Here is a 19,980-nt window from a genome sequence, read left to right on the forward strand (position 1 = left end):
GATCACACCTGCAGAATCGAGGAAACAAGCAACTGCGTATAGGGCGCGCGCGGGTCGTCGAGCACGCGGTCGGTGAGACCGCTTTCGACGACGCGGCCGTCCTTCATCACCATCATGCGCTGCGACAAGAGCCGCGCCACGGCGAGGTCGTGGGTGACGACAACCGCCGCCAGCCCGAGATCGGTGACCAGCCCGCGCAACAGATCGAGCAGACGCGCCTGCACCGAGACGTCGAGACCGCCGGTAGGCTCGTCCATGAAGACGAGCCGCGGCCCGGTCACCAGGTTGCGGGCGATCTGCAGGCGCTGGCGCATGCCGCCGGAAAAGGCGCGCGGCTCGTCGTCGATGCGGTCCTCGTCGATCTCGACGCGTGACAGCCAGTCGACGGCGGTGGCGCGGATCCTGCCATAATGGCGGTCGCCGACCGCCATCAGCCTTTCGCCGACATTGGCGCCGGCCGACACCGTCATGCGCAGGCCGTCGGCCGGGTTCTGATGGACAAAACCCCAGTCGGTGCGCATCAGGAAGCGGCGCTCGGCCTCGCTCATGCGGTAGAGCTCGCGCCACTGGCCGTCGCGCATTCGGTAGCTGGCGGTGCCGGAGGAGGGCAGCAGCCGGGTCGACAGGCAGTTGAGCAGCGTCGTCTTGCCGGAGCCGGACTCCCCGACCACAGCCAGCACCTCGCCGGGCCAGAGGTCGAAGGTGACATTCTCGCAGCCGACGCGCGAGCCGTAGAATTTGGACAGCGCTGAAACGCGCAGCAGCGGTTCGTCGGTCATTTTGCCTCCTTACCCTCCCCCTTGCGGGGAGGGTCGGCGCGCAGCGCCGGGGCGGGGGTTGAGTGAGGTGTGGATTGGTCAAGACCCCCACCCGCGCCTTCGGCGCGACCTCCCCACGAGGGGGAGGTAGGGTCGGCGCGCCGCTTCTCGCAGTGGTCGGTGTCCGAGCAGACGAACATGTGGCCGCCATGGTCGTCGAGGATGACCTCGTCGAGATAGACATTCTCAGCGCCGCAGAGCGCGCATGGCTGGTCGAAGGTCTGCACCTCGAAGGGATGGTCCTCGAAGTCGAGGCTGACGACGTCGGTGAAGGGCGGCACCGCGTAGATGCGCTTCTCGCGGCCGGCGCCGAACAATTGCAAAGCCGGCGAACGATGCATCTTCGGATTGTCGAATTTCGGCGTCGGCGACGGGTCCATCACGTAACGGCCCTCGACCTTGACCGGATAGGCGTAAGTGGTGGCGATGCGGCCGTGCTTTGCGATGTCCTCGTAGAGCTTCACATGCATGAGGCCGTATTCCTCCAGCGCATGCATCTTGCGCGTTTCGGTCTCGCGCGGCTCCAGGAAGCGCAGCGGCTCGGGTATCGGCACCTGGAAGACCAGGACCTGTCCCGCGTTGAGCGGATGTTCCGGGATGCGGTGGCGGGTCTGGATGATCGTCGCCTTCGCGGTCTCGGTGGTGACGACGACCTTGGCGACCTTCCTGAAGAAGGCGCGGATCGAGACGGCGTTGGTTGTGTCGTCGGCGCCCTGGTCGATGACTTTCAGCACGTCGTCGGGACCGATGATCGAGGCTGTGACCTGCACGCCGCCGGTGCCCCAGCCATAGGGCATCGGCATCTCGCGCGACGCGAACGGCACCTGGTAACCGGGAATGGCGATGCCCTTCAGGATGGCCCGGCGGATCATCCGCTTTGTCTGCTCATCGAGATAGGCGAAGTTGTAGGTGGCTATGTCGGTCATGGCGATCACGCTGACTCTGTGGTAGGAGTTTGGCACCCAAGACTCGGGAGCAGGCCCACATGGACTCTACCGGTTGGTTGCATCTTGGCGTGCTGTTGCTGGTGTTCGCCGGCGTTGCGGCCTTTGCGATGCGGAAGATGTTTCTCCCTGCGCCAAAGGAGCCCCCGCACGGCGAGACCGTTGCCGGTGCCAGTGGTTACGGCTCGGGCGGCGGCTCGTTCGATAGCGGCGGCGGACATTCCGGTAGCGGGCACTGAACTCATTCCGCCGCCTCCCGCTTTTCCTCGGCGGCCCTGTCCTCGTTTTCCCGCGCCTCGTATTCTGCGCGCATGCGGCGCACGAGGCCGAGCTCGGCCTGGAAGTCGACATAGTGCGGCAGCTTGAGATGCTCGACGAAGCCGGTCGCCTGGACATTGTCGGAATGTGAGATAACGAATTCCTCGTCCTGCGCGGCGGCGACGACATCCTCGCCGAGTTCGCTCGCGCGCAGGGCACGGTCGCACAGCGCCATCGCCATCGCCTTGCGCTCGCTCTGGCCGAAGACCAGGCCGTAGCCGCGCGTGAACTGCGGCGGCGCCTTGGCCGAGCCCTTGAACTGGTTGACCATCTGGCATTCGGTGACGCGGATCGAGCCGAGCGGCACGGCGAAGGGCAGTTCCGGCACGTCGAGCTCGAGCTCGACCTCGCCGATGCGGATCTCGCCGACGAAGGGATGGTTGCGGGCATAGCCGCGCTGCGTCGAATAGCCGAGGGCCAGGAGAAAACCTTCGTCGCCGCGCGACAGCGCCTGCAGGCGGATGTCGCGCGCCATCGGGAATTGCAGCGGCTCGCGCGTGATGTCGCCGGGCACATGGTCGAGCGGCATCTCGCCGTCGGCCTCGATGAGGCCCTCATGGGCGAGGATCGCGGAGACGCGCGGCATGGCCTCGGCATCGACCGGACGCTGCGCCGGCGTCTCGACCTCGGCGCCAGCGGCGAGCTCCGGATCAAGCAGGCGGTGGGTGTAGTCGAAGGTCGGGCCGAGCACCTGGCCGCCTGGCAGATCCTTGTAGGTGGCCGAGATACGACGCTCGACCTGCATGGCGCCGGTATCGACCGGATTGGTGTAGCCGAAGCGCGGCAGCGTGGTGCGATAGGCGCGCACCAGGAAGATCGCCTCGATCATGTCGCCGCGCGCCTGGACAACGGCGAGAGCCGCAAGCTCGCGATCGTAGAGCGAGCCTTCGCTCATCACCCGGTCGACGCCGAGCGCCAGTTGCTCGACGATCTGGTCGAGGCGCAGCGCCGGCACCGCGCGGTCGCCGCGGCGGCGGTCGGCAAGCAGACGATGGGCGTTGGCGATTGCCGCTTCGCCGCCTTTCACCGCGACATACATGTCACGCCTCCATCGTCTTGATGCGGGTGGTGCGCGGCAGGCAGGCGAGGCTGCCCGGCGCTGCCAGGATGATGTCGACGCCGCGCGGGAAACGCTGGTTATTCTGCTTCCACTGCTCGACGAAATGGCGCGGCATGCCCGGAGGCGCGATCATTGACGTCTTTTCGATCCCCGGACCTTCGAGCAGCAGCGAGGGGCCCGAAGCGAGGTCGTCGACCAGGAGGATCAGCGTCGTCGAGCGGTCGGGATATTCCTGCGTGCCCTGCGCAAAACCGTCGAGCGCCGCCATGTCCTTCGGATTGGCGATCAAGGCGAAATGCGCGTCGGCCGGCGTGTTGGCCAAAGGCGCGCCGGTGTGAAAGCCCAGCCAGGCCTTGACCGACGCTTCCGCCTGCAGCGGCGGATCGAGCCAGAGCGGCGTGTCGTTGTCGCAGAGCGACAGCGCCACGGCGCCGGCCGTCGCCGACAATGGCGCCGGCGGACGGGCGAGCTGCGGCAGGGCCTGGGCGGTGCCGGGGCGCGCCATCGCGTCCATCATGGCGCGAAAGACGGCCTGGGCGTTGAAGACCGGCTCGGCGAAGCCGCCGTCGATCGATTGCGTGGCGATATCCATCAGTCCTCTCCGCGCACCATGGTGAAGAAATCCACTTTCGTGGCCGCCGTCTCGACGCGGCTTTTTTCGCGCGCCGCATCGAGCGCCGCGCGCAAGGGCGCGACCAGCTTCGTCTCGACCGTTTCGCGGTGCGCCGGGTCCTGCCAGAGCGCGTCGGCGATCGCCGTGAGCCTTGCCTTGGCCTTGTCACGGCCGAGCGCATAGGAATGGCCGACCTGGCCGGAGGGCAGCCGCACCGTGGCGCGGGTCACGGTCGCCTCGCCGACATTGAAGGGCGCGCCGTCGCCGCCGATCCGCCCGCGCACCGTCACCAATCCGGTTTCAGGTCCGCGCAAAAGCTCGGCCTCGGAAGGCAGGCCCGCTTCGTTCCACAGACGGGAGATCTCGTCGGCCGCGGCATGCGCCAGCGTCGCCATCAAGGCTTTCCGCCCGGCCTGCTCGCGCGCTTCCTGTCCTCGCATGGCGTCGCTCCTTGCATGCAGAAAATTTGTCTATTGATATAGACAACTATACAAATTATACTTATCTCGTAACGGGAGTCCATGACGGGTGGATGACAACCCGGGAAAAATGCTTGGGGGCGAAGGGTGACCGGACTGGCGAGCAGCATCGAAAGGCGTAACGGCGTGTCGCTGTGGCGGCAGATCGCCGACCGGATCCTGCAGGGGATCGCGAGCGGCGATTTTGCCGAGAATGCGGCGCTGCCGCCGGAAATAGCACTGGCCGAGCGCTACGGCGTCAACCGCCATACCGTGCGCAGCGCCATAGCCGCGCTTGTGCAGGAAGGCGTGCTCAGGCCCGAGCAGGGGCGCGGCACCTTCGTCCTGTCGCGCAAGCGGCTGTCCTATCCGATCGGTGCACGCACGCGCTTCTCGACCGGGCTGCAGGGGCAGACGAGCGAGCGGCATATTGCGCTCCTGTCGTCGTCGACGGAGCCGGCCAGCCGGCGCATCGCCGAGGCGCTGGGCATTGCCAGGGGCGCGGCCGTCATCCGCCTGGAGACGCGAGGCGAGGCCGATGGTCATGCGGTGTCACGCGCCACGACCTGGTTCGACGCCAAGCGCTTCGCCGGCATAGAGATGGCAATGGCGGAAACGGGGTCGATCACCGCTTCGCTGAAGCGTTTCGGCATCAACGATTATCTCAGGCAGTCGACTGTGCTGTCGGCTCGGCACGCCGATGCCGACGATTTGGCCGCGCTCGATCTACAGCCCGGCGCCATCGTGCTGGTCACCGTCGCCGTCAACGTCACGCTCGACGGCCAGCCGATCCAGTTTGCCGAGTCTAGGTTCCCGGCGGAACGGGTGGAACTGAGGCTGTCGGCCGGCGATTAGCGGCGCTCATCCCACCTCGATAACCGCCTTGATCAGCCCCGATTTCTCATGCGTCCATCTGGCGAGGTCACGTGGCGTTGCGGCGAGCGTCGTGCGGTGGGTGACGAGCTTATCCAACGGCACGGCGCCGTTGCGGATCGAGGCCGCGACATGCTCGAAATCGGCCTTGAGCGCGTTGCGGCTGCCGACCAGCGTCATCTCGCGCTTGTGAAATTCGGGGTCGGAGAAGGTGATGTCGTCCTTGACGACGCTGACCAGCACCAGCGTGCCGCCATGCGCGACATGGACGAAGGCCGACTGCACCGATGCCGTGTTGCCGGTCGCGTCGAAGACGAGGTCGAATCCTTCGCCGCCGGTTGCCTGCCGCACCAGTTCGGCAGCCGATGCCTTCGAGGTGTCGAGCGGGGCAAAGCCGAGTTCCTTTTCGGCGAAGCCGAGGCGCTCGCTGCTCATGTCGAGCAGGCTGACGTCGAGCCCGGCGATGCGCGCGAAGATCGCCGTGCCCAGCCCGATCGGGCCGGCGCCGATGACCAGCGTGCGCTGGCCGGGCGTTGCAACCGATCTGCGCACGGCGTGCGCGCCGATCGCCAAAAATTCCACCGCCGCGGCATCGGCCGGCGACAGGCCGTCTGTCGGATAAAGGTTCTGCGCGGGCACCAGGATCTCGTCGCACATGGCGCCGTCGCGATGGACGCCCAGCACCTCGATCTTCACGCAGCAATTCGGCTTGCCGTGCCGGCAGGCGATGCATTTGCCGCATGAAAGATACGGGTTGATGATGACCGGTTCCCCGATGGCAAGATCGACGCCTTCCCCCTTTTCGACGATGGTGCCGGAAACCTCATGGCCCATGATGCGCGGATAGGCGAGGAAGGGATGCTTGCCTTCGAAGATGTGATAGTCGGTGCCGCATATGCCGACATGGCTGACCGCGACGCGCGCCCAACCTGATGGTGGCGCGCCTGGATCGACGCGGTCTTCGAGGACAAGGTCGCCGGGCGAGCGGCAGACGACGGCTTTCATGGGCAATTCCAGTATTCAAAAAAGGCGCCGGTCCCTCGGTTGAGCGGACCGGCGTCAGGTCAGGGAGGATTCACTTGCCGCGACGGCGCAGGCCGTCGAAGTAGACGATGACGATGATCAGCAGGCCGGTGATGATGCGCTGCCAGAAGGCATTGACGTTGAGCAGGTTGGCGCCGTTGTTGATGGTGGCGAGGATGAAGGCGCCGAGCAGCGGCCCGTGCACCGAACCCACCGCGCCGAACAGCGAGGTGCCGCCGATCACCGACGAGGCGATCGCCTGGAGCTCCCAGCCCTCGGCCTGCGTCGGATTGCCGATGCCTATGCGCGAGGCGAGCAGCACGCCGACGAAGGCCGCGCACAGGCCGGACAGCGTATAGGCCATATAGATGGTGCGCTGCACGTTGACGCCGGACAGGCGCGAGGCCTCGGCATTGGAGCCGACCGAGAACAGATAGCGGCCCCAGCGGCTGTGATGCAGGAAGATGTAGGCCGGGATGCCGACCAGGATCACCATCCAGAACAGGTTGGGGATGCCGACGAAGGAGTTGCGTGAGAATTCCTGGAAGGCGTCGTTGTTGATCGAGATCGAATTGCCGTTGGTCATCAGCAGGCCGATGCCGCGCAGCGATGTCAGCGTCGCCAGCGTGATGATGAAGGGCGGCAGGCCCATCTTGACGATGCCGAAACCGTGGAACAGGCCGATGGCGACACCGACCAGCAGTGTGATCAGGATGGCGGCGAAGACCGGCACGCCGGCATTGATCAGCATGGCTGCGATGACCGTCGAGAAGCCGACGACCGCGCCGACGGAAAGATCGATGCCGCCGGTGATGATGACGAAGGTCTGGCCGACGGCCAAGATGGCGATCATCGAACCCTGACGCAAAAGGTTCGAGATGTTGTTGGCCGAGGCGAAGCTCGTCGTCGCCAGCGACAGGATCACCCACAGCAGGACCAGCAGCGCCAGCAGCGTCAGCCCGAACAGGGCATTGTAATTTCGCTTCGGCCGTTCGGCGGCGATAGCCTCGGTGCTCATGTCTGACCTCCCTGTTTTTCTTGTTTCTCGGCGAGCGCCTGCGTGAGGATTTCCTCGTGGTCGGCGGTGCGGAAGCCATGCGTGGCGACCAGCTTGCCGCGCCGGAACACATGCAGCGTGTCGGCAAGCTCGTAGACTTCCGGCAGATAGGACGAGATCAGAATGATGCCGGCACCCTTCGACAGAAGCGCACTGAACAGGCGGTAGATCTCGGCCTTGGTGCCGACGTCGACGCCGACCGTCGGCTCGTCGAAGATGAACAGCTTGGCGCCATGCGCCAGCCATTTGCCGATGACGATCTTCTGCTGGTTGCCGCCGGACAGGCTGGAGGCGAGCGCGTTGCGCGTCGGCGTCTTGATCCTGAGGTCGGCGATCTGGCGGTCGGCCTCGGCCTTTTCCTTCGCCCCGGAGATCAGCATGTTGCTGGAAATGCGCTTGTAGATCGGCAGATTGAGGTTCATGCCGACCGGCAGATTGAGGCACAGGCCCTGGTCGCGGCGGCTTTCCGGGGCCAGCGCCATGCCGAGGCGGATGGCGTCGTGCTCGGAATTGACCTGGACCTCCTTGCCCTGCCACAGGATCTGGCCGGCCGATTTTTTGTGGCGGCCATAGAGCGTGGTGACGAACTCGCTGCGGCCGGCGCCGATCAGGCCGTAGAGGCCGACGATCTCGCCGGCGCGGACAGTCACCGAGACATTCTCGAAACCCTTGCCGGAGAGGTTCTTCGTCTCGACGATGGTGGCGCCAGGCGTGAAATGCTCCTTGTGGTAGATCTGCTCGATCGAGCGGTTGATCATCAGCTTGACCAGCTCGGGCTCGTTGGTCTCGGCGATGTTGCGGGTGCCCACCAAAGTGCCGTCGCGCAGCACGGAGACGCGGTCGGCGAGCTCGAACACTTCCTCCATGCGGTGGCTGATATAGATGATGGTGACCCCTTCGCCCTTCAGCCGGCGGATCAGCTTGAACAGCTGGTCTGCCTCCTTGCGGGTGAGGTAGGCGGTCGGCTCGTCGAAGATCAGGAATTTGGTGCCGCGCACCGTGGCGCGGGCGGCGGCGATCAGCTGCTGCTGGCCGATGGTGAGGTCGCCGAGCACGACATGCGCGGGCAGGTCGAAGCCGAGGCCGTTGATGATCTTCTGCGCGTCCTTGACCATGGCGCGCTGCTGCAGAAGGCCGAAGCGGGACTCCTCCTCGCCGAGGAACATATTGGCGGCGACGGTGAGATGGCGGCACAGCACCACCTCCTGGTGCACGGCGTTGATGCCGAGCGCCATCGCCTCGTGCGGGGTAGCCAAAGCCACGGGCTGGCCTTCCCAGATGACCTCGCCCGAGGTGCGCGGCATGACGCCGGTCAGAAGCTTGATGAGGGTGGATTTGCCGGCGCCGTTCTCGCCGACGATGGCATGGATCTCACCCGCCTTGAAGGCAAGGTGCACGGGCTTCAGCGCATGCGTGCCGGGATAACGCTTCTCCAGCCCGTTGAGTTCGAGGATCGTCCTTCCCGGCTGCAGCGTTGGGGCCGGGTGCAATTCCTGCGCCGTCGACGTCATGACAATCCTCCCGGTTTGGTCTCAACCATTGGGTATGCGGCGATGCGTCTTCAGGTGCGCATCTTGATTGGCAAGGTAAGGCAGGTTCAGGCAATTCCGAACGGAAAATCGCTAGGCACTTTTCCTGGAATTGCTTGGGCCGTCGAATTTCCAAGCCGTCCCACCCAGGGGATGTTTCCGGGGCGAGACCGCCCCGGAAACGGATAGGGTCACGATGCTCAGTTGAGCTTCGGATTGAGCAGCGCGTCGATCTTCGGGTCCTTCATGTTCGCCTTGGTGACGAGGTTCGCGCCGGTATCGACATTGGCTTCGACCTTCTCGCCCTTCGAGGCGGCCAGAGCGGTCTTGATGCCGTCATAGCCCATCCGGTACGGATCCTGGACGACGAGGCCGGAGATGACGCCGTCGTTGAGGAACTTGATCAGCTTCTCGTCGCTGTCGAAGCCGATCAGCCCCACCTTGCCGGCAAGGTTGTTCTCGGCGATCGCCTGGCCGACGCCCTGCGCCATGATCAGGTTCGAGGCGAAGATGCCCTTGAGGTCCGGATTGGCGGTGATCAGGTCGGTCGCGATGTTGAGGCCGGTGGTGGCCTGACCGTCGGCGTATTTGTCAGCCACCAGCTCGAGGCCGGGATACTTGGCCTTGATCTGTTCGATGAAGCCTTGCTTGCGCTGCTCGAGCGAGCCGGCGCCGGGAAGGGCGGTGATCAGCGCGACCTTGCCTTCCACCTTGCCGCCATTGGCGGCGCCGATGGCGGCGGCGAGACCGTCAGCGGCGACGCGGCCGCCCTGGACGTTGTCGGTGGTGAGGAAGGAGGTGAAGGCTTTGGAGTCTGCGCCGGAGTCGATACCGATGACCTTGACCTTGGAAGCTGCCTCATCGATCGGCTTGCCGAGCGCCTTGAACTCGGTCGGCGAGATGACGACGGCGGCGGGGTTGCTGGCGACGGCGTTCTCGAGGATCGAGATCTGGCCGTTGACGTCGGTCTCGGCCTGGGCGCCGAGCTCCGGCACGTTGATGCCGAGGTCCTTGCCGGCCTTGCGGGCACCGGCCAGCACGATCTGCCAGTAGAAGGAGGTGGTATCCTTGACGATGATCGGGATGGTCACGTCGGCCGCCGAGGCTGGCGCGGAATGCATCGCGCCGCCAAGCATCGACGCAGCGGCCAAGGCCACGAAAGCACGGCGGTTGAGAAGGCTGGTCATGAATTTCATTAGGTTCCTCCCTAAGTCGCCTGGTGAAGGTTGCGGAAGCTCCATCTGGATAGGCGCGGGCCCAAACGGAACTTTATCAATAAAAAACAGATGCCTTTTTTTGATAGAGCATTGCCATGGCCGATGCAAGCGGTGTCTGTTGCCGTTTGTGTGATGCGCGATGGATTTGCCCCGCTCTGCGGCTCCTCATTGGCAAGCATGCCGGCGCTTCCGTTCCTCCCTATGGCATGGAACGATAATTTCATTGCGCTGTCAATGTGGAATATTCATTCCATCATAAAGTCATGCGGCAATGAAGACCTGCGTCTAGTCGCGCTTCCGCCAAAGGCCTTCGGACTAAAGCGTCGCGCCGAGATGCCAGGGCACGAATTCGTTGTCGCCGTAGCCGAACGCCTCGCTCTTGGTCTTGCGGCCGGACGCCGTCTCGATGATCAGCTCGAAGATCTCGCGGCCCATGCCAGCGATGGTCTTCTCGCCCGAGGCGATGACGCCGCAATTGACGTCCATGTCCTCCTCCATCTGGTGGTACATGGTCGAGTTGGTCGCGACCTTGATCGACGGCGTCGGCCGGCAGCCGAAGCAGGAGCCGCGGCCGGTGGTGAAGACGATGACATTGGCGCCGCCCGCCACCTGGCCGGTGGCCGAGACCGGGTCGTAGCCGGGCGTGTCCATGAACACCAGGCCGTGGCCCGAAACCTTCTCGGCATAGCCGAAGACGCCATTCAACGGCGTCTGGCCGCCCTTGGCGACGGCGCCCAGAGATTTTTCCAGGATCGTGGTCAGGCCGCCGCGCTTGTTGCCGGGCGAGGGGTTGTTGTCGATCGAGGCGCCGTGCTTTGCGGTATGGTCCTCCCACCACTTCACAAAGCCGTCGAGCTTGGCGGCGATCTCGGGCGAAGCGGCGCGGTAGGCGAGCAGATGCTCGGCGCCGTAGATCTCGGTTGTTTCCGACAGGATGCCGATGCCGCCGACGCCGGCCAGGATGTCGACAGCGGCGCCCAATGCCGGGTTGGCGGTGATGCCCGACATGCCGTCCGAGCCGCCGCATTGCAGGCCGACGACGATCTCGCTGACCGGGATGGGCTCGCGCTTGAGGTGGCCGACCTCCTCGGCGATCTCGGTGAGCACGCCCATCGCCTTCTCGACCGATTTGCGCGAGCCGCCGGCCTCCTGGATGTTGAAATGGCGTTTTCCCGCCGCCACGCCCTTCTGGCCGTAAAGGGTGAGCTGGTTGACCTCGCAGCCGAGCCCGACCATCATCACGCCGCCGAAATTCGGATGGCGAGCATAGCCCGCAAGCGTGCGATGCAGGACCATCATGCCGTCACCGGTGCCGCTCATGCCGCAGCCCTGGCCATGGACGATCGGAACGAAGCCGTCGATGCCGGGATATTTCGGCAGAATCGTGCGGTTGGCCTCGTCGGCAATGGCGTGGCAGACAGTGGCCGAACAATTGACGCTGGCGATGATGCCGATGAAGTTGCGCGTGCCGGCGCGCCCGTCGGCGCGGCGGTAGCCCATGAAGGTGCGCTTGCGGTCCGCCTCGGTGGCATGCTCTGCCTCACTCGGCGGCACCACCGGCAGGCGGCCGCTCTCGAATACCAGATTATGCGAATGAACGTGCTCGCCTGGCGCGATATCCTGCGTGGCGCGGCCGATCGCCTGCGCGTATTTAACCACCGCTTCACCCGCCGCGATCGGCATGATCGCAACCTTGTGCCCAGGCTCGATCATCGCGATCGCGGTGGCGCCGCCCGGCAGCGCAGTGCCGATCTCGATGCGGCCATTGGCGACCGCGACATTGTCGGCGGGGGAAAGAAGAATGGTGTTTGCGGGGTTCACGAGCGGCTGTCCTGGGTCATCCTGGGAATGCGGGCGGATTGACATGCGCCCGTTTGGGGGTAATGTCTTTTATCGTGAAAAAACATTTTTGCGTCAATTGTTTTTTCATCAGCGGCGGCCGGCGCCCCTTGTCCGACGCGCGACCGCCCGTTTGGCAAGCCGGCGAAAAACGATTCCGCTTTTCGGGGCCGTGCGCTAGGAGACACCGATCATATCGCGCTTCCGGGCGTCCGCCGCAAGCGTTGGGGGATACAGGCATGTCGAAGAGCAACAACGTCTACAAGGACGCGTTCAACCGCTGCCTGCGGCTGCTCGACGAGACCCAAAGCCTGCCGTCGGAGCCGGAACTCGGCACGCTGCTCGGTGTCAGCCGCACCACCGTGCGCAGCATCCTTTCGCGCATGGAAGAGACCGGGCTGATCGCCTGGAACAAGCGCAACAAGACGGTGCTCAGGGCGCCGCGGCCGGAGGATTTCTTCCCCGAGGAAGAGACGGACTCGCTGGCCGAGATCATCGAGCGCTCCTTCATGCGCAGGCTGCTTGCCGGCGGCGCCGAGGCCGGCATGCAGATCAACGAGCTGGAGCTGGCGCGCGAGATCGGGGTGGGCACCACCAGCGTGCGCGAATTCCTGATCCGCTTCTCGCGCTTCGGGCTGATCGAGAAGCGGCGCAACAGCCACTGGGTGCTGAAGGGTTTCACGCGCGCCTTCGCGCTGGAGCTGACCGAGATCCGCGAGATGTTCGAGCTACGCTCGGCGGCGGCCTTCGCCGCGCTGCCGCACGACAGCGCGGTATGGGCCGATCTCGACCGGCTGGAGGTCGAACACCGCCAGCTCGCCAGCGACATCGCCACACGCTTCAACGAGTTCTCCGAGCTAGACGAGCGTTTTCACCGGCTGATCCACCGCGCATCGCACAACCGTTTCATCGTCGACTTCTATGACGTGATCGCGATGATCTTCCACTACCATTATCAGTGGAATAAGGCCGAGGAGCGCCAGCGCAACGAAGTCGCAATCCAGGAGCATCTCGCCTATATCGCGGCGTTGAAGTCGCGCGATCCCGCCAAGGTGGACACCGCCTGCCGCAAGCACCTGAAGTCGGCGCGCCAGACGCTGCTGAGCTCGATTCCCGAAGGACGCCAGGCGCAGCCCGCCGGCACGTTATCGGCCACATTTGTCCGGGCATGAACGGGTATGGCGCCGCGTTGCCGCAGCGCGGTTTTGCCGATTTTCCCGCCTTATCGTCCGTGTTACGGTCGATCGAATTTCCGGGAGAGGCTTTCCGTTGCATATCCGGCTGAGACGATGGAGCATGCCGGCCGCGTTCGTCGCGGCGCTGCTCCTGTTGCTTCAGTCGTCGCTCGGCGCCTTCGCCTTTGGCGCGCCGTCGCAGCTCGATGCCTTCGGCAACGTCATCTGCACGTATGAAGGGGCCGTAAAGCTACCCGGCGGCGATCCGGACCAGCAGCATATGCCGGCCTGCTGCTCGCTCGGCTGCAGCATGATTTCGCCGGCGCATCTGCCGCCGCCGGACGCAGCCGCGCTGGCCGGAACCCGACTTTTCGAGGCGGTCGCCTTCCAGCTTCCGGCCTTCCGGCACCGGGATTTCGCCCGCGACCGTTCTCCGGCCAATCCGCGCGCGCCGCCGGCAATGGTCTGATCCGCGGAACCTTCCGCGGACCAATTCATCCAAAGATCAGACCGTTCGCGGCCGCAAAGGCGGCGTGATCCTCATATTCATGGAGCAACCATGTCCAATCTTCTTCCCAAGGCGCAAACCTCCGTCCTTCGCGGCGCGCCGTTCCATTTCCAGCAGCGCGTCGGCCTTGCCGTGCTCAGCCTTCTTCTTCTCCTGGCCTGCGTTCCCTTCGCCATCGCGCATGAATTCAAGATCGGCGATCTCGAGATCGAGCATCCCTGGTCGCGGGCGACGCCGCCAGGCGCCAAGGTGGCCGGCGGCTATTTCACCGTGGTCAATAAGGGCAGCGCGCCCGACCGGCTGCTGTCGATTTCCTCCGACATCTCCGACAAGGCCGAGCTGCATGAGATGGGCGTCAAGGATGGCGTCATGACCATGCGGCCGGTCGAGGGCGGGTTGGAGATCCCGGCCGGCGGCAAGGTCGCGCTGAAGCCTGGCGCCTACCACCTGATGTTCACCGGCCTGAAGCGGCAGCCGAAGCAGGGCGAGAAATTCCCGGCGACGCTGACCTTCGAGAAGGCCGGCAGCGTCAAAGTCGAGTTTGCCGTCGAAGGCATGGGCGAGACGGGCAGTGGCGATATGGACATGGATCACGCAGAGTGATCCGGGCATCGTTGAAGACATGAACCGGGCGTTGGCGCGCTCACTGCGTCATCGCTCCCTCGAAGTGATAGGATGAGCCCAATTCTCCTGCTGTCGACTGCTTCCCAGGACGGCTCTCGTACCAAACTGCTCGCGGGCGGCCTGGTCGGAATTTTCGTGCTGATCGCCGTGCTGATCCTGCCCGGCCGCGCCTTGGCGCATGCGGCTCTGGTCGCGACCGACCCGGCCGACGGTGCCGTGCTGGCGCAAAGTCCGGCGCAGTTTTCGCTGACCTTCAGCGAACCCGTCTCGCCGCTGGTCCTGACCCTTGTGCGGCCGGACGGCTCGCGGCTTGCGCTGACATCCTTTCGCCTCAACGACCGGACGGTCGAGATCGACAATCCCGAGGTGCTCAAATCGGGCACACATGTGCTGAGCTGGCGGGTGGTGTCGGTCGACGGCCATCCGGTCGGTGGTTCGGCGCTGTTTTCGATCGGTGCGCCAAGTGCGGCACCGATCGCGGGCGAAGCCGTGGACTGGACGCTGCGCGCGGCGATCTGGGCCGCCAGGCTGTTTTTCTATGCCGGCCTCTTCCTTGGCGGCGGCGGCGCGTTCGCGCTCGCCTGGCTGGCCGGGGACGGGCGCTTCGGCCAGCGCTTTGTCGCGGCGGCGCTGCTTTTGGGTCTCGTCGCGGCGCCGGTGTCGCTCGGCCTGCAGGGGCTGGATGGGCTTGGCGCGCCCCTTGCCTGGTTTACATCGCCGACCGTCTGGAGGACGGCGGTTGACACGAGCTTCGTCTGGACAGTGCTGATCGGCCTGATCGCGCTTGGTATCGCTCTGCTGTCGCTCGCCGGGCCGGCAGGTCTTCGCAAGCTGTCGGCAAGTGCGGCGCTGCTTGGTGTCGGCGCAGCCCTTGCCGCCAGCGGCCACGCCAGCGCCGCCGAACCGCAATGGCTGACGCGGCCGCTGGTGTTCCTGCATGGCACGGCAATCGCCTTCTGGGCCGGTTCGCTGGCGCCGCTCGGCCTGGCTTTGCGGCGAGAGCCGGCGGAAGCAAAAGTCTTCCTGCGGCGCTTCTCCCGCGCGATCCTGCCGGTCGTCATCGTGCTTGCCGCGAGCGGCATCGTGCTGGCGATCATCCAGATGCAGGAGCCGGCGGCGCTGATCAACACGTCCTATGGCCGGCTGCTGCTGTTGAAGCTGGCGCTGCTGCTTTTCGTGTTCACGCTTGCCGCGGTCAATCGCTGGACGCTGACGGCGCCAGCCCAGGCGGGCGACACGGAGGTGCAGCGACGGCTGGTGCGCTCGATCGGCATCGAGGTGGTGATCGTGCTTGCCATCTTCGGCGTCGCCGCCGGCTGGCGCTTCACCCCGCCGCCACGCGCGCTGGCGATCGCCGCCGCACAGCCGGTGTCGATCCACATCCACACGCTGGAAGCGATGGCCGATCTCAGCATCACGCCTGGACATGCCGGCGAGGTCGCCGCTTCAATGGTGATCATGACCGGCGATTTCGGACCGTTGGATGCCAAGCAGGTGACGCTGGTGCTGTCGAAGCCGGATTCCGGCATCGAGCCGATCAAGCGGCCGGCGACGAAACCCGGCGACGGCACCTGGCGCGTCGACAATCTCGTCATCCCAATTCCTGGTCGTTGGAACGCGAGGCTTGATATTCTCGTTTCCGACTTTGAGATGGTGAAGATCGAAGCGCCGATTGAGATCAGGTCCGATTGAGATACGGGTCCATGTAGAATGCGGCGAGGCGGTTGACGGCGCCGCCAAGGCCCGTCATTCATCTTGCGAAACGGCGGGCACCGCCCCGAAACGCGACCACAACAAGCATGCGAAAGCAGGGAAGAAACGATGGAAAAAGCCGAAATCGGCCTGATCGGCCTTGGCACGATGGGTTCCAACCTGGCGCTCAACATCGCCGAGCACGGGCACCGCATCGCCGTCTTCAACCGCACGCCGTCGCGCACCGACGCGTTTGTCGAGAGCGCCGGTCCGCTGAAGGACAGGGTCGTTCCCTGCTACAGCCTGGAGGAGCTTGCTGCGGCGATCCGGCCGCCGCGGCCGATCATCATCATGGTGCTGGCCGGCAAGCCGGTCGACGAGCAGATCGCGGCGCTGCGTGGCGTGCTCTCCAATAACGACATCGTCATCGATGCCGGCAACGCCAATTTCCGCGACACGATGCGCCGTTTTTCCGAGCTTTCCGGCTCGGGCCTGACCTTCATCGGCATGGGCGTGTCGGGCGGCGAGGAGGGCGCGCGCCACGGGCCGTCGATCATGGTCGGCGGCACCGAGGAGTCCTGGAAGCGGGTCGAGAAGGTGCTGACCGCGATCTCGGCCAAATTCAAGGACGAGCCTTGCGCCGCCTGGCTCGGCACTGACGGCGCCGGCCATTTCGTCAAAACGATCCACAACGGCATCGAATATGCCGACATGCAGATGATCGCCGAGATCTACGGCATCCTGCGCGACGGGCTCGGCATGGCGCCCAAGGAGATCGGCAAGGTCTTCGAGGAATGGAACAAGGGCCGCCTCAACTCCTACCTGATCGAGATCACCGCCAAGGTGCTGGCTGCCGACGATCCCAAGACCGGCAAGCCGGTGGTCGACATCATTCTCGACCGCGCCGGACAGAAGGGCACCGGCAAATGGTCGGTGATCGAGGCGCAGCAGCTCGGTATCCCGGCCACCGCCATCGAGGCGGCGGTCGCGGCGCGCGTACTGTCCTCGATCAAGGACGAGCGGCAGGCGGCCGAAAAGGCCTATGGCAGTATCGGCGTCGAAAAGATCTCCGGCGATAAGGCCGCGCTGCTCAAGGATCTGGAGCTGGCCCTGTTCGCCGGCAAGATCGCGGCTTACGCGCAGGGCTTTGCGGTGATGAGCGGCGCGTCGAAGGAGTTCAACTGGAACCTTCCGATGCCGACCATCGCCAAGATCTGGCGCGCCGGCTGCATCATCCGCTCGCAGATGCTGGACACGATGGCCGAGGCCTTCGGTTCGGGCAGCGCTTCGACCAATCTTCTGATGGCGCCGGCCTTCATCGCCATGATGAAGGAGGCACATCCCTCGCTCCGGCGCATCGTGGCGCGGGCGTCCGAGGCCGGCTCGCCGGTGCCGGCGCTGTCGTCGGCGCTCGCCTATTTCGACAGCTACCGTCAGGGACGCGGCACGTCGAACCTGATCCAGGCGCAGCGCGATTTCTTCGGCGCGCATGGTTTTGAACGGATCGGCGAAGAGGGCGCCTTCCACGGACCGTGGGGCAGCGGGGCAGGGCACTAACCCCGATAGGGCAGAACCTCGCTCGGCTTGCTCAGCGACTGCAGCGAGCCGGGTTCCTTGCCTGCAATCCAGCCAAGCACGGCGCGGGCCAGCTCGGAGCCGGCCAGCCGGAAATCCTCGTTGACGACGAGCAGCTCCCGCCGAAACAGGTGCAGCACCTCCGAGGACTGTTTCGACACCACGTCGACATCGCGGCCGAGCTTCAGGCCGGCATCCTCGATGCCGGCGACGATCGCGAGCGTTGCCGCGGCGGCGCTGCTGATGATGCCGTCCGGGCGGTCGTCTCGGCGCATGAGCTGGGCGGTGCGCATCCTGATCTGCTCGATCGTATGGTCGATCGAGACGGTATTGAACGGCACCTCTGAGGCGCCGACCTCGCTCAGCGCATCGGCAAAGCCGTTCACCGTGTAGCGGAAATAGGTGAGGCCGACCGGGGGCGTCACGAGGGCAAGCCGGTTGCGGCCTTTGGCGGCGAGCGCGCGGACGGCTTCGCCGGCAAAGGCGTAATTGTCGAAGTCGTGATAGGGATGCACCAACCCCATGTCGGTGCGGCCATGCGTGGCGAAGGGAACGCCGTGCTCCAGCATGTAGCGCGCCCGCGGATCGTTGGGCTGGGTGCGCGAGATGATGACGCCGTCGGCCGAGCCCGTCTCGACCAGATAGCGCACCGGATCGAGCGGATCCTGCGAGCGCGAATACGGCGTGACGATCAGATGGTAGGGCGTGTCGGCGATCACTTCGGTGACGCCGTAGATGATGTCCGACACGAAGCTCATCAGCTCGTGCTCGGTGTTCAGCACAAGCGAGATGACGTTGGTCTTGCCGGTCCTCAGGCGCACGCCGGCACGGTTCGGGCGATAGCCGATCTGCTTGGCGACGAGCTGGACGCGGCGCCTGGTCTCGGCGCCGATCTCGGGTGCATCCTTCAGCGCACGCGACACCGTCGTGACACCAAGCCCGGTCATGAAGGCAAGCGTCTTCAGCGTCGGCCGCTCCTTGCCCGACGCGTCGTCGCCCTTCTTCGTTACCCGTCTATCCATTCGTCCCGCCCGTCAGGCGCATAGCAGCCGAGGGGCCGACCGGCAATCGTGCAGCGTTGACGATTGCGCGACTTCAGGCTGCGATCGGGTCCAATATACTGAAACGTTACAGATTGCCAATATTCGTGATTGACCGCGGAGGCAGCCGACCCTGCCTTGCCGATATGGAGTTGGGGTGAAAGTCGCTGGAATCACAAAGAAATGTCGGCCCGGACCCATTTTTGGCACGGATCAACCGTTCGGGTTTCAACTCAGCAGCCCAGGCGGGAAGATTTTGTTCGCGCCTCGAAAAAATCTCAACGCGCTTGAGACGAGGGGTTGCCTAGTCGGATCATTTGCCGTATCGAAAATCTGTAACGTTTCAGATTCTGGGAGGAAGCCGAAATGCGATATAAATTCCTGACCGCCGCCTTTGCCGCGACGGTAGCCCTCAACTTCGCCGGTCCGGCGGCCGCGACCGACCTGGAGGTCACCCATTGGTGGACTTCGGGCGGCGAAGCGGCGGCGGTGGCCGAGCTTGCCAAGGCATTCGACGCTACGGGCAATCACTGGGTCGACGGCGCCATCGCCGGCTCCGGCGGCACGGCGCGGCCGATCATGATCAGCCGCATCACCGGCGGCGACCCGATGGGCGCCACGCAGTTCAACCACGGTCGCCAGGCAGAGGAACTCGTGCAGGCCGGGCTGATGCGCGACCTCACCGATATCGCCACCAAGGACAAATGGACTGAGGTTGTGAGGCCGAAGAGCCTGCTCGACAGCTGCACGATCGACGGAAAGATCTATTGCGTGCCGGTCAACATCCATTCCTGGCAATGGCTATGGCTGTCGAACGAGGCCTTCCAGAAGGCCGGCGTGCCGATGCCGAAGGACTGGAATGAATTCGTGGCCGCCGCTCCGGCGCTGGAGAAGGCCGGCATCATCCCGCTCGCGGTCGGCGGGCAGCCCTGGCAGGCGTCAGGCGCCTTCGACGTGCTGCTGGCCGCGGTCGGCGGCACCGACGCCTTCCTCAAGGTCTACAAGGACAAGGACGCCAAATTCGCCGGCGGCCCCGAGATCGCCAAGGTATTCAAAGCGGCGGACGACGCCCGCAAGATGGCCAAGAACACCAACGTGCAGGACTGGAACCAGGCCACCAATCTGGTCATCACCGGCAAGGCCGGCGGCCAGATCATGGGCGACTGGGCGCAGGGCGAGTTCCAGGTCGCCGGCAAGACCGCCGGCAAGGACTATGCCTGCCTGCCTGGCCTTGGCCTGAACGAGGTCATCGCCACCGGCGGCGACGCCTTCTACTTCCCGCTGCTCAAGGACGCCGACAAGTCCAAGGCGCAGGAGGTGCTGGCCGAGACGCTGCTCGATCCCAAGACCCAGGTCGCCTTCAACCTCAAGAAGGGCTCGCTGCCGGTGCGCGGCGACGTCGACCTCAACGCGGCGAACGACTGCATGAAGAAGGGTCTTGCCATCCTCGCCAAGGGCGCGGTCATCCCGTGGACGGACCAGTTGCTCTCGCAGGACAGCCAGAAGCAGAAGGAAGACCTGTTTTCCGAATTCTTCGCCAAGCCCGACATGACGCTCGAGGAGGCGCAGAAGCGCTTCGCCGAGATCATCGCTTCGGCCGACTGATCGACGGCGCCC

The 19,980-nt window shown here is 65.0% G+C and carries 18 protein-coding genes and 1 pseudogene; 8 read left to right on the forward strand and 11 right to left on the reverse strand.

Translation table 11 applies throughout. The features are described from left to right. Positions 1-2 precede the first annotated feature (2 nt). Together phnK and EN862_RS00425 are read right to left on the reverse strand one after the other, a co-directional pair. Positions 3-779 (reverse strand): phosphonate C-P lyase system protein PhnK, encoded by a 777-nt coding sequence (phnK, locus tag EN862_RS00420; protein WP_127868328.1) that lies wholly within the window; start codon positions 777-779, stop codon positions 3-5. 137 nt (positions 780-916) lie between these two features. Further along, positions 917-1,744: pseudogene (locus EN862_RS00425) on the reverse strand (alpha-D-ribose 1-methylphosphonate 5-phosphate C-P-lyase PhnJ); the annotation flags it as partial. Between the two features lie 59 nt (positions 1,745-1,803). Between EN862_RS00425 and EN862_RS00430 the strand changes: the two are divergent. Further along, positions 1,804-2,001, forward strand: a complete 198-nt coding sequence (locus tag EN862_RS00430; protein WP_127868329.1) for a hypothetical protein — start codon at positions 1,804-1,806, stop codon at positions 1,999-2,001. 2 nt (positions 2,002-2,003) lie between these two features. Here EN862_RS00430 and EN862_RS00435 read toward each other — a convergent pair whose 3' ends face one another. Genes EN862_RS00435 through phnG form a run of 3 tightly spaced genes read right to left on the reverse strand, consistent with a single transcriptional unit; the run spans position 2,004 to position 4,193 of the window. Beyond that, positions 2,004-3,119 (reverse strand): carbon-phosphorus lyase complex subunit PhnI, encoded by a 1,116-nt coding sequence (locus EN862_RS00435; RefSeq protein WP_127868330.1) that lies wholly within the window; start codon positions 3,117-3,119, stop codon positions 2,004-2,006. 1 nt (position 3,120) lies between these two features. Continuing rightward, positions 3,121-3,732, reverse strand: a complete 612-nt coding sequence (gene phnH, locus EN862_RS00440; protein WP_127868331.1) for a phosphonate C-P lyase system protein PhnH — start codon at positions 3,730-3,732, stop codon at positions 3,121-3,123. Next, positions 3,732-4,193 carry a phosphonate C-P lyase system protein PhnG gene (gene phnG / locus EN862_RS00445; protein ID WP_127868332.1) on the reverse strand — a complete coding sequence of 154 codons (462 nt, stop codon included), beginning with the start codon at positions 4,191-4,193 and terminating at the stop codon, positions 3,732-3,734. Before phnG ends, phnH begins: the two co-directional genes overlap by 1 nt. A 135-nt stretch (positions 4,194-4,328) precedes the next feature. Between phnG and phnF the strand changes: the two genes are divergently transcribed. Continuing rightward, a complete protein-coding gene (gene phnF / locus EN862_RS00450) occupies positions 4,329-5,066 on the forward strand; it encodes a phosphonate metabolism transcriptional regulator PhnF (protein WP_189401106.1) in 738 nt (245 codons plus the stop codon). Positions 5,067-5,072: 6 nt separating this feature from the next. Here phnF and EN862_RS00455 read toward each other — a convergent pair whose 3' ends face one another. From EN862_RS00455 to EN862_RS00475, 5 genes are all read right to left on the reverse strand, one after another. Next, a complete protein-coding gene (locus EN862_RS00455; protein WP_127868334.1) occupies positions 5,073-6,089 on the reverse strand; it encodes a zinc-binding alcohol dehydrogenase family protein in 1,017 nt (338 codons plus the stop codon). Between the two features lie 70 nt (positions 6,090-6,159). Further along, a complete protein-coding gene (locus EN862_RS00460) occupies positions 6,160-7,125 on the reverse strand; it encodes an ABC transporter permease (RefSeq protein ID WP_112126321.1) in 966 nt (321 codons plus the stop codon). Next, positions 7,122-8,675 (reverse strand): sugar ABC transporter ATP-binding protein, encoded by a 1,554-nt coding sequence (locus EN862_RS00465; RefSeq protein ID WP_127868335.1) that lies wholly within the window; start codon positions 8,673-8,675, stop codon positions 7,122-7,124. Before EN862_RS00465 ends, EN862_RS00460 begins: the two co-directional genes overlap by 4 nt. 218 nt (positions 8,676-8,893) lie before the next feature. Next, positions 8,894-9,889 carry an ABC transporter substrate-binding protein gene (locus tag EN862_RS00470; RefSeq protein WP_127868336.1) on the reverse strand — a complete coding sequence of 332 codons (996 nt, stop codon included), beginning with the start codon at positions 9,887-9,889 and terminating at the stop codon, positions 8,894-8,896. A gap of 336 nt (positions 9,890-10,225) precedes the next feature. After that, a complete protein-coding gene (locus EN862_RS00475; protein WP_127868337.1) occupies positions 10,226-11,731 on the reverse strand; it encodes an altronate dehydratase family protein in 1,506 nt (501 codons plus the stop codon). A 257-nt stretch (positions 11,732-11,988) separates the two neighbouring features. Between EN862_RS00475 and EN862_RS00480 the strand changes: the two genes are divergently transcribed. From EN862_RS00480 to gndA, 5 genes are all read left to right on the forward strand, one after another. After that, the gene (locus EN862_RS00480; protein ID WP_127868338.1) at positions 11,989-12,921 is read left to right on the forward strand and encodes a GntR family transcriptional regulator; all 933 of its coding nucleotides are present in this window, start codon (positions 11,989-11,991) and stop codon (positions 12,919-12,921) included. Positions 12,922-13,045: 124 nt separating this feature from the next. Continuing rightward, positions 13,046-13,393: a hypothetical protein gene (locus EN862_RS00485; RefSeq protein ID WP_127868339.1), complete on the forward strand. Its 348-nt coding sequence runs from the start codon at positions 13,046-13,048 to the stop codon at positions 13,391-13,393. Between the two features lie 90 nt (positions 13,394-13,483). After that, positions 13,484-14,035: a copper chaperone PCu(A)C gene (locus EN862_RS00490; protein WP_127868340.1), complete on the forward strand. Its 552-nt coding sequence runs from the start codon at positions 13,484-13,486 to the stop codon at positions 14,033-14,035. 72 nt (positions 14,036-14,107) lie between these two features. Then, positions 14,108-15,748 carry a copper resistance CopC/CopD family protein gene (locus tag EN862_RS00495; RefSeq protein ID WP_127868341.1) on the forward strand — a complete coding sequence of 547 codons (1,641 nt, stop codon included), beginning with the start codon at positions 14,108-14,110 and terminating at the stop codon, positions 15,746-15,748. Between the two features lie 129 nt (positions 15,749-15,877). Next, a complete protein-coding gene (gene gndA, locus EN862_RS00500) occupies positions 15,878-17,305 on the forward strand; it encodes an NADP-dependent phosphogluconate dehydrogenase (RefSeq protein ID WP_127868342.1) in 1,428 nt (475 codons plus the stop codon). Here the strand turns inward: gndA and EN862_RS00505 are convergent. Beyond that, positions 17,302-18,345: a LacI family transcriptional regulator gene (locus EN862_RS00505; RefSeq protein ID WP_127868343.1), complete on the reverse strand. Its 1,044-nt coding sequence runs from the start codon at positions 18,343-18,345 to the stop codon at positions 17,302-17,304. The genes gndA and EN862_RS00505 overlap by 4 nt on opposite strands. Positions 18,346-18,729: 384 nt before the next feature. Between EN862_RS00505 and EN862_RS00510 the strand changes: the two genes are divergently transcribed. Continuing rightward, complete coding sequence (locus EN862_RS00510) at positions 18,730-19,968, forward strand: ABC transporter substrate-binding protein (protein ID WP_127868344.1); 1,239 nt, start codon at positions 18,730-18,732, stop codon at positions 19,966-19,968. Positions 19,969-19,980 lie beyond the last annotated feature (12 nt).

The organism is Mesorhizobium sp. M2E.F.Ca.ET.219.01.1.1 (assembly GCF_004016445.2).
In the GTDB taxonomy this organism is placed as follows: domain Bacteria; phylum Pseudomonadota; class Alphaproteobacteria; order Rhizobiales; family Rhizobiaceae; genus Mesorhizobium.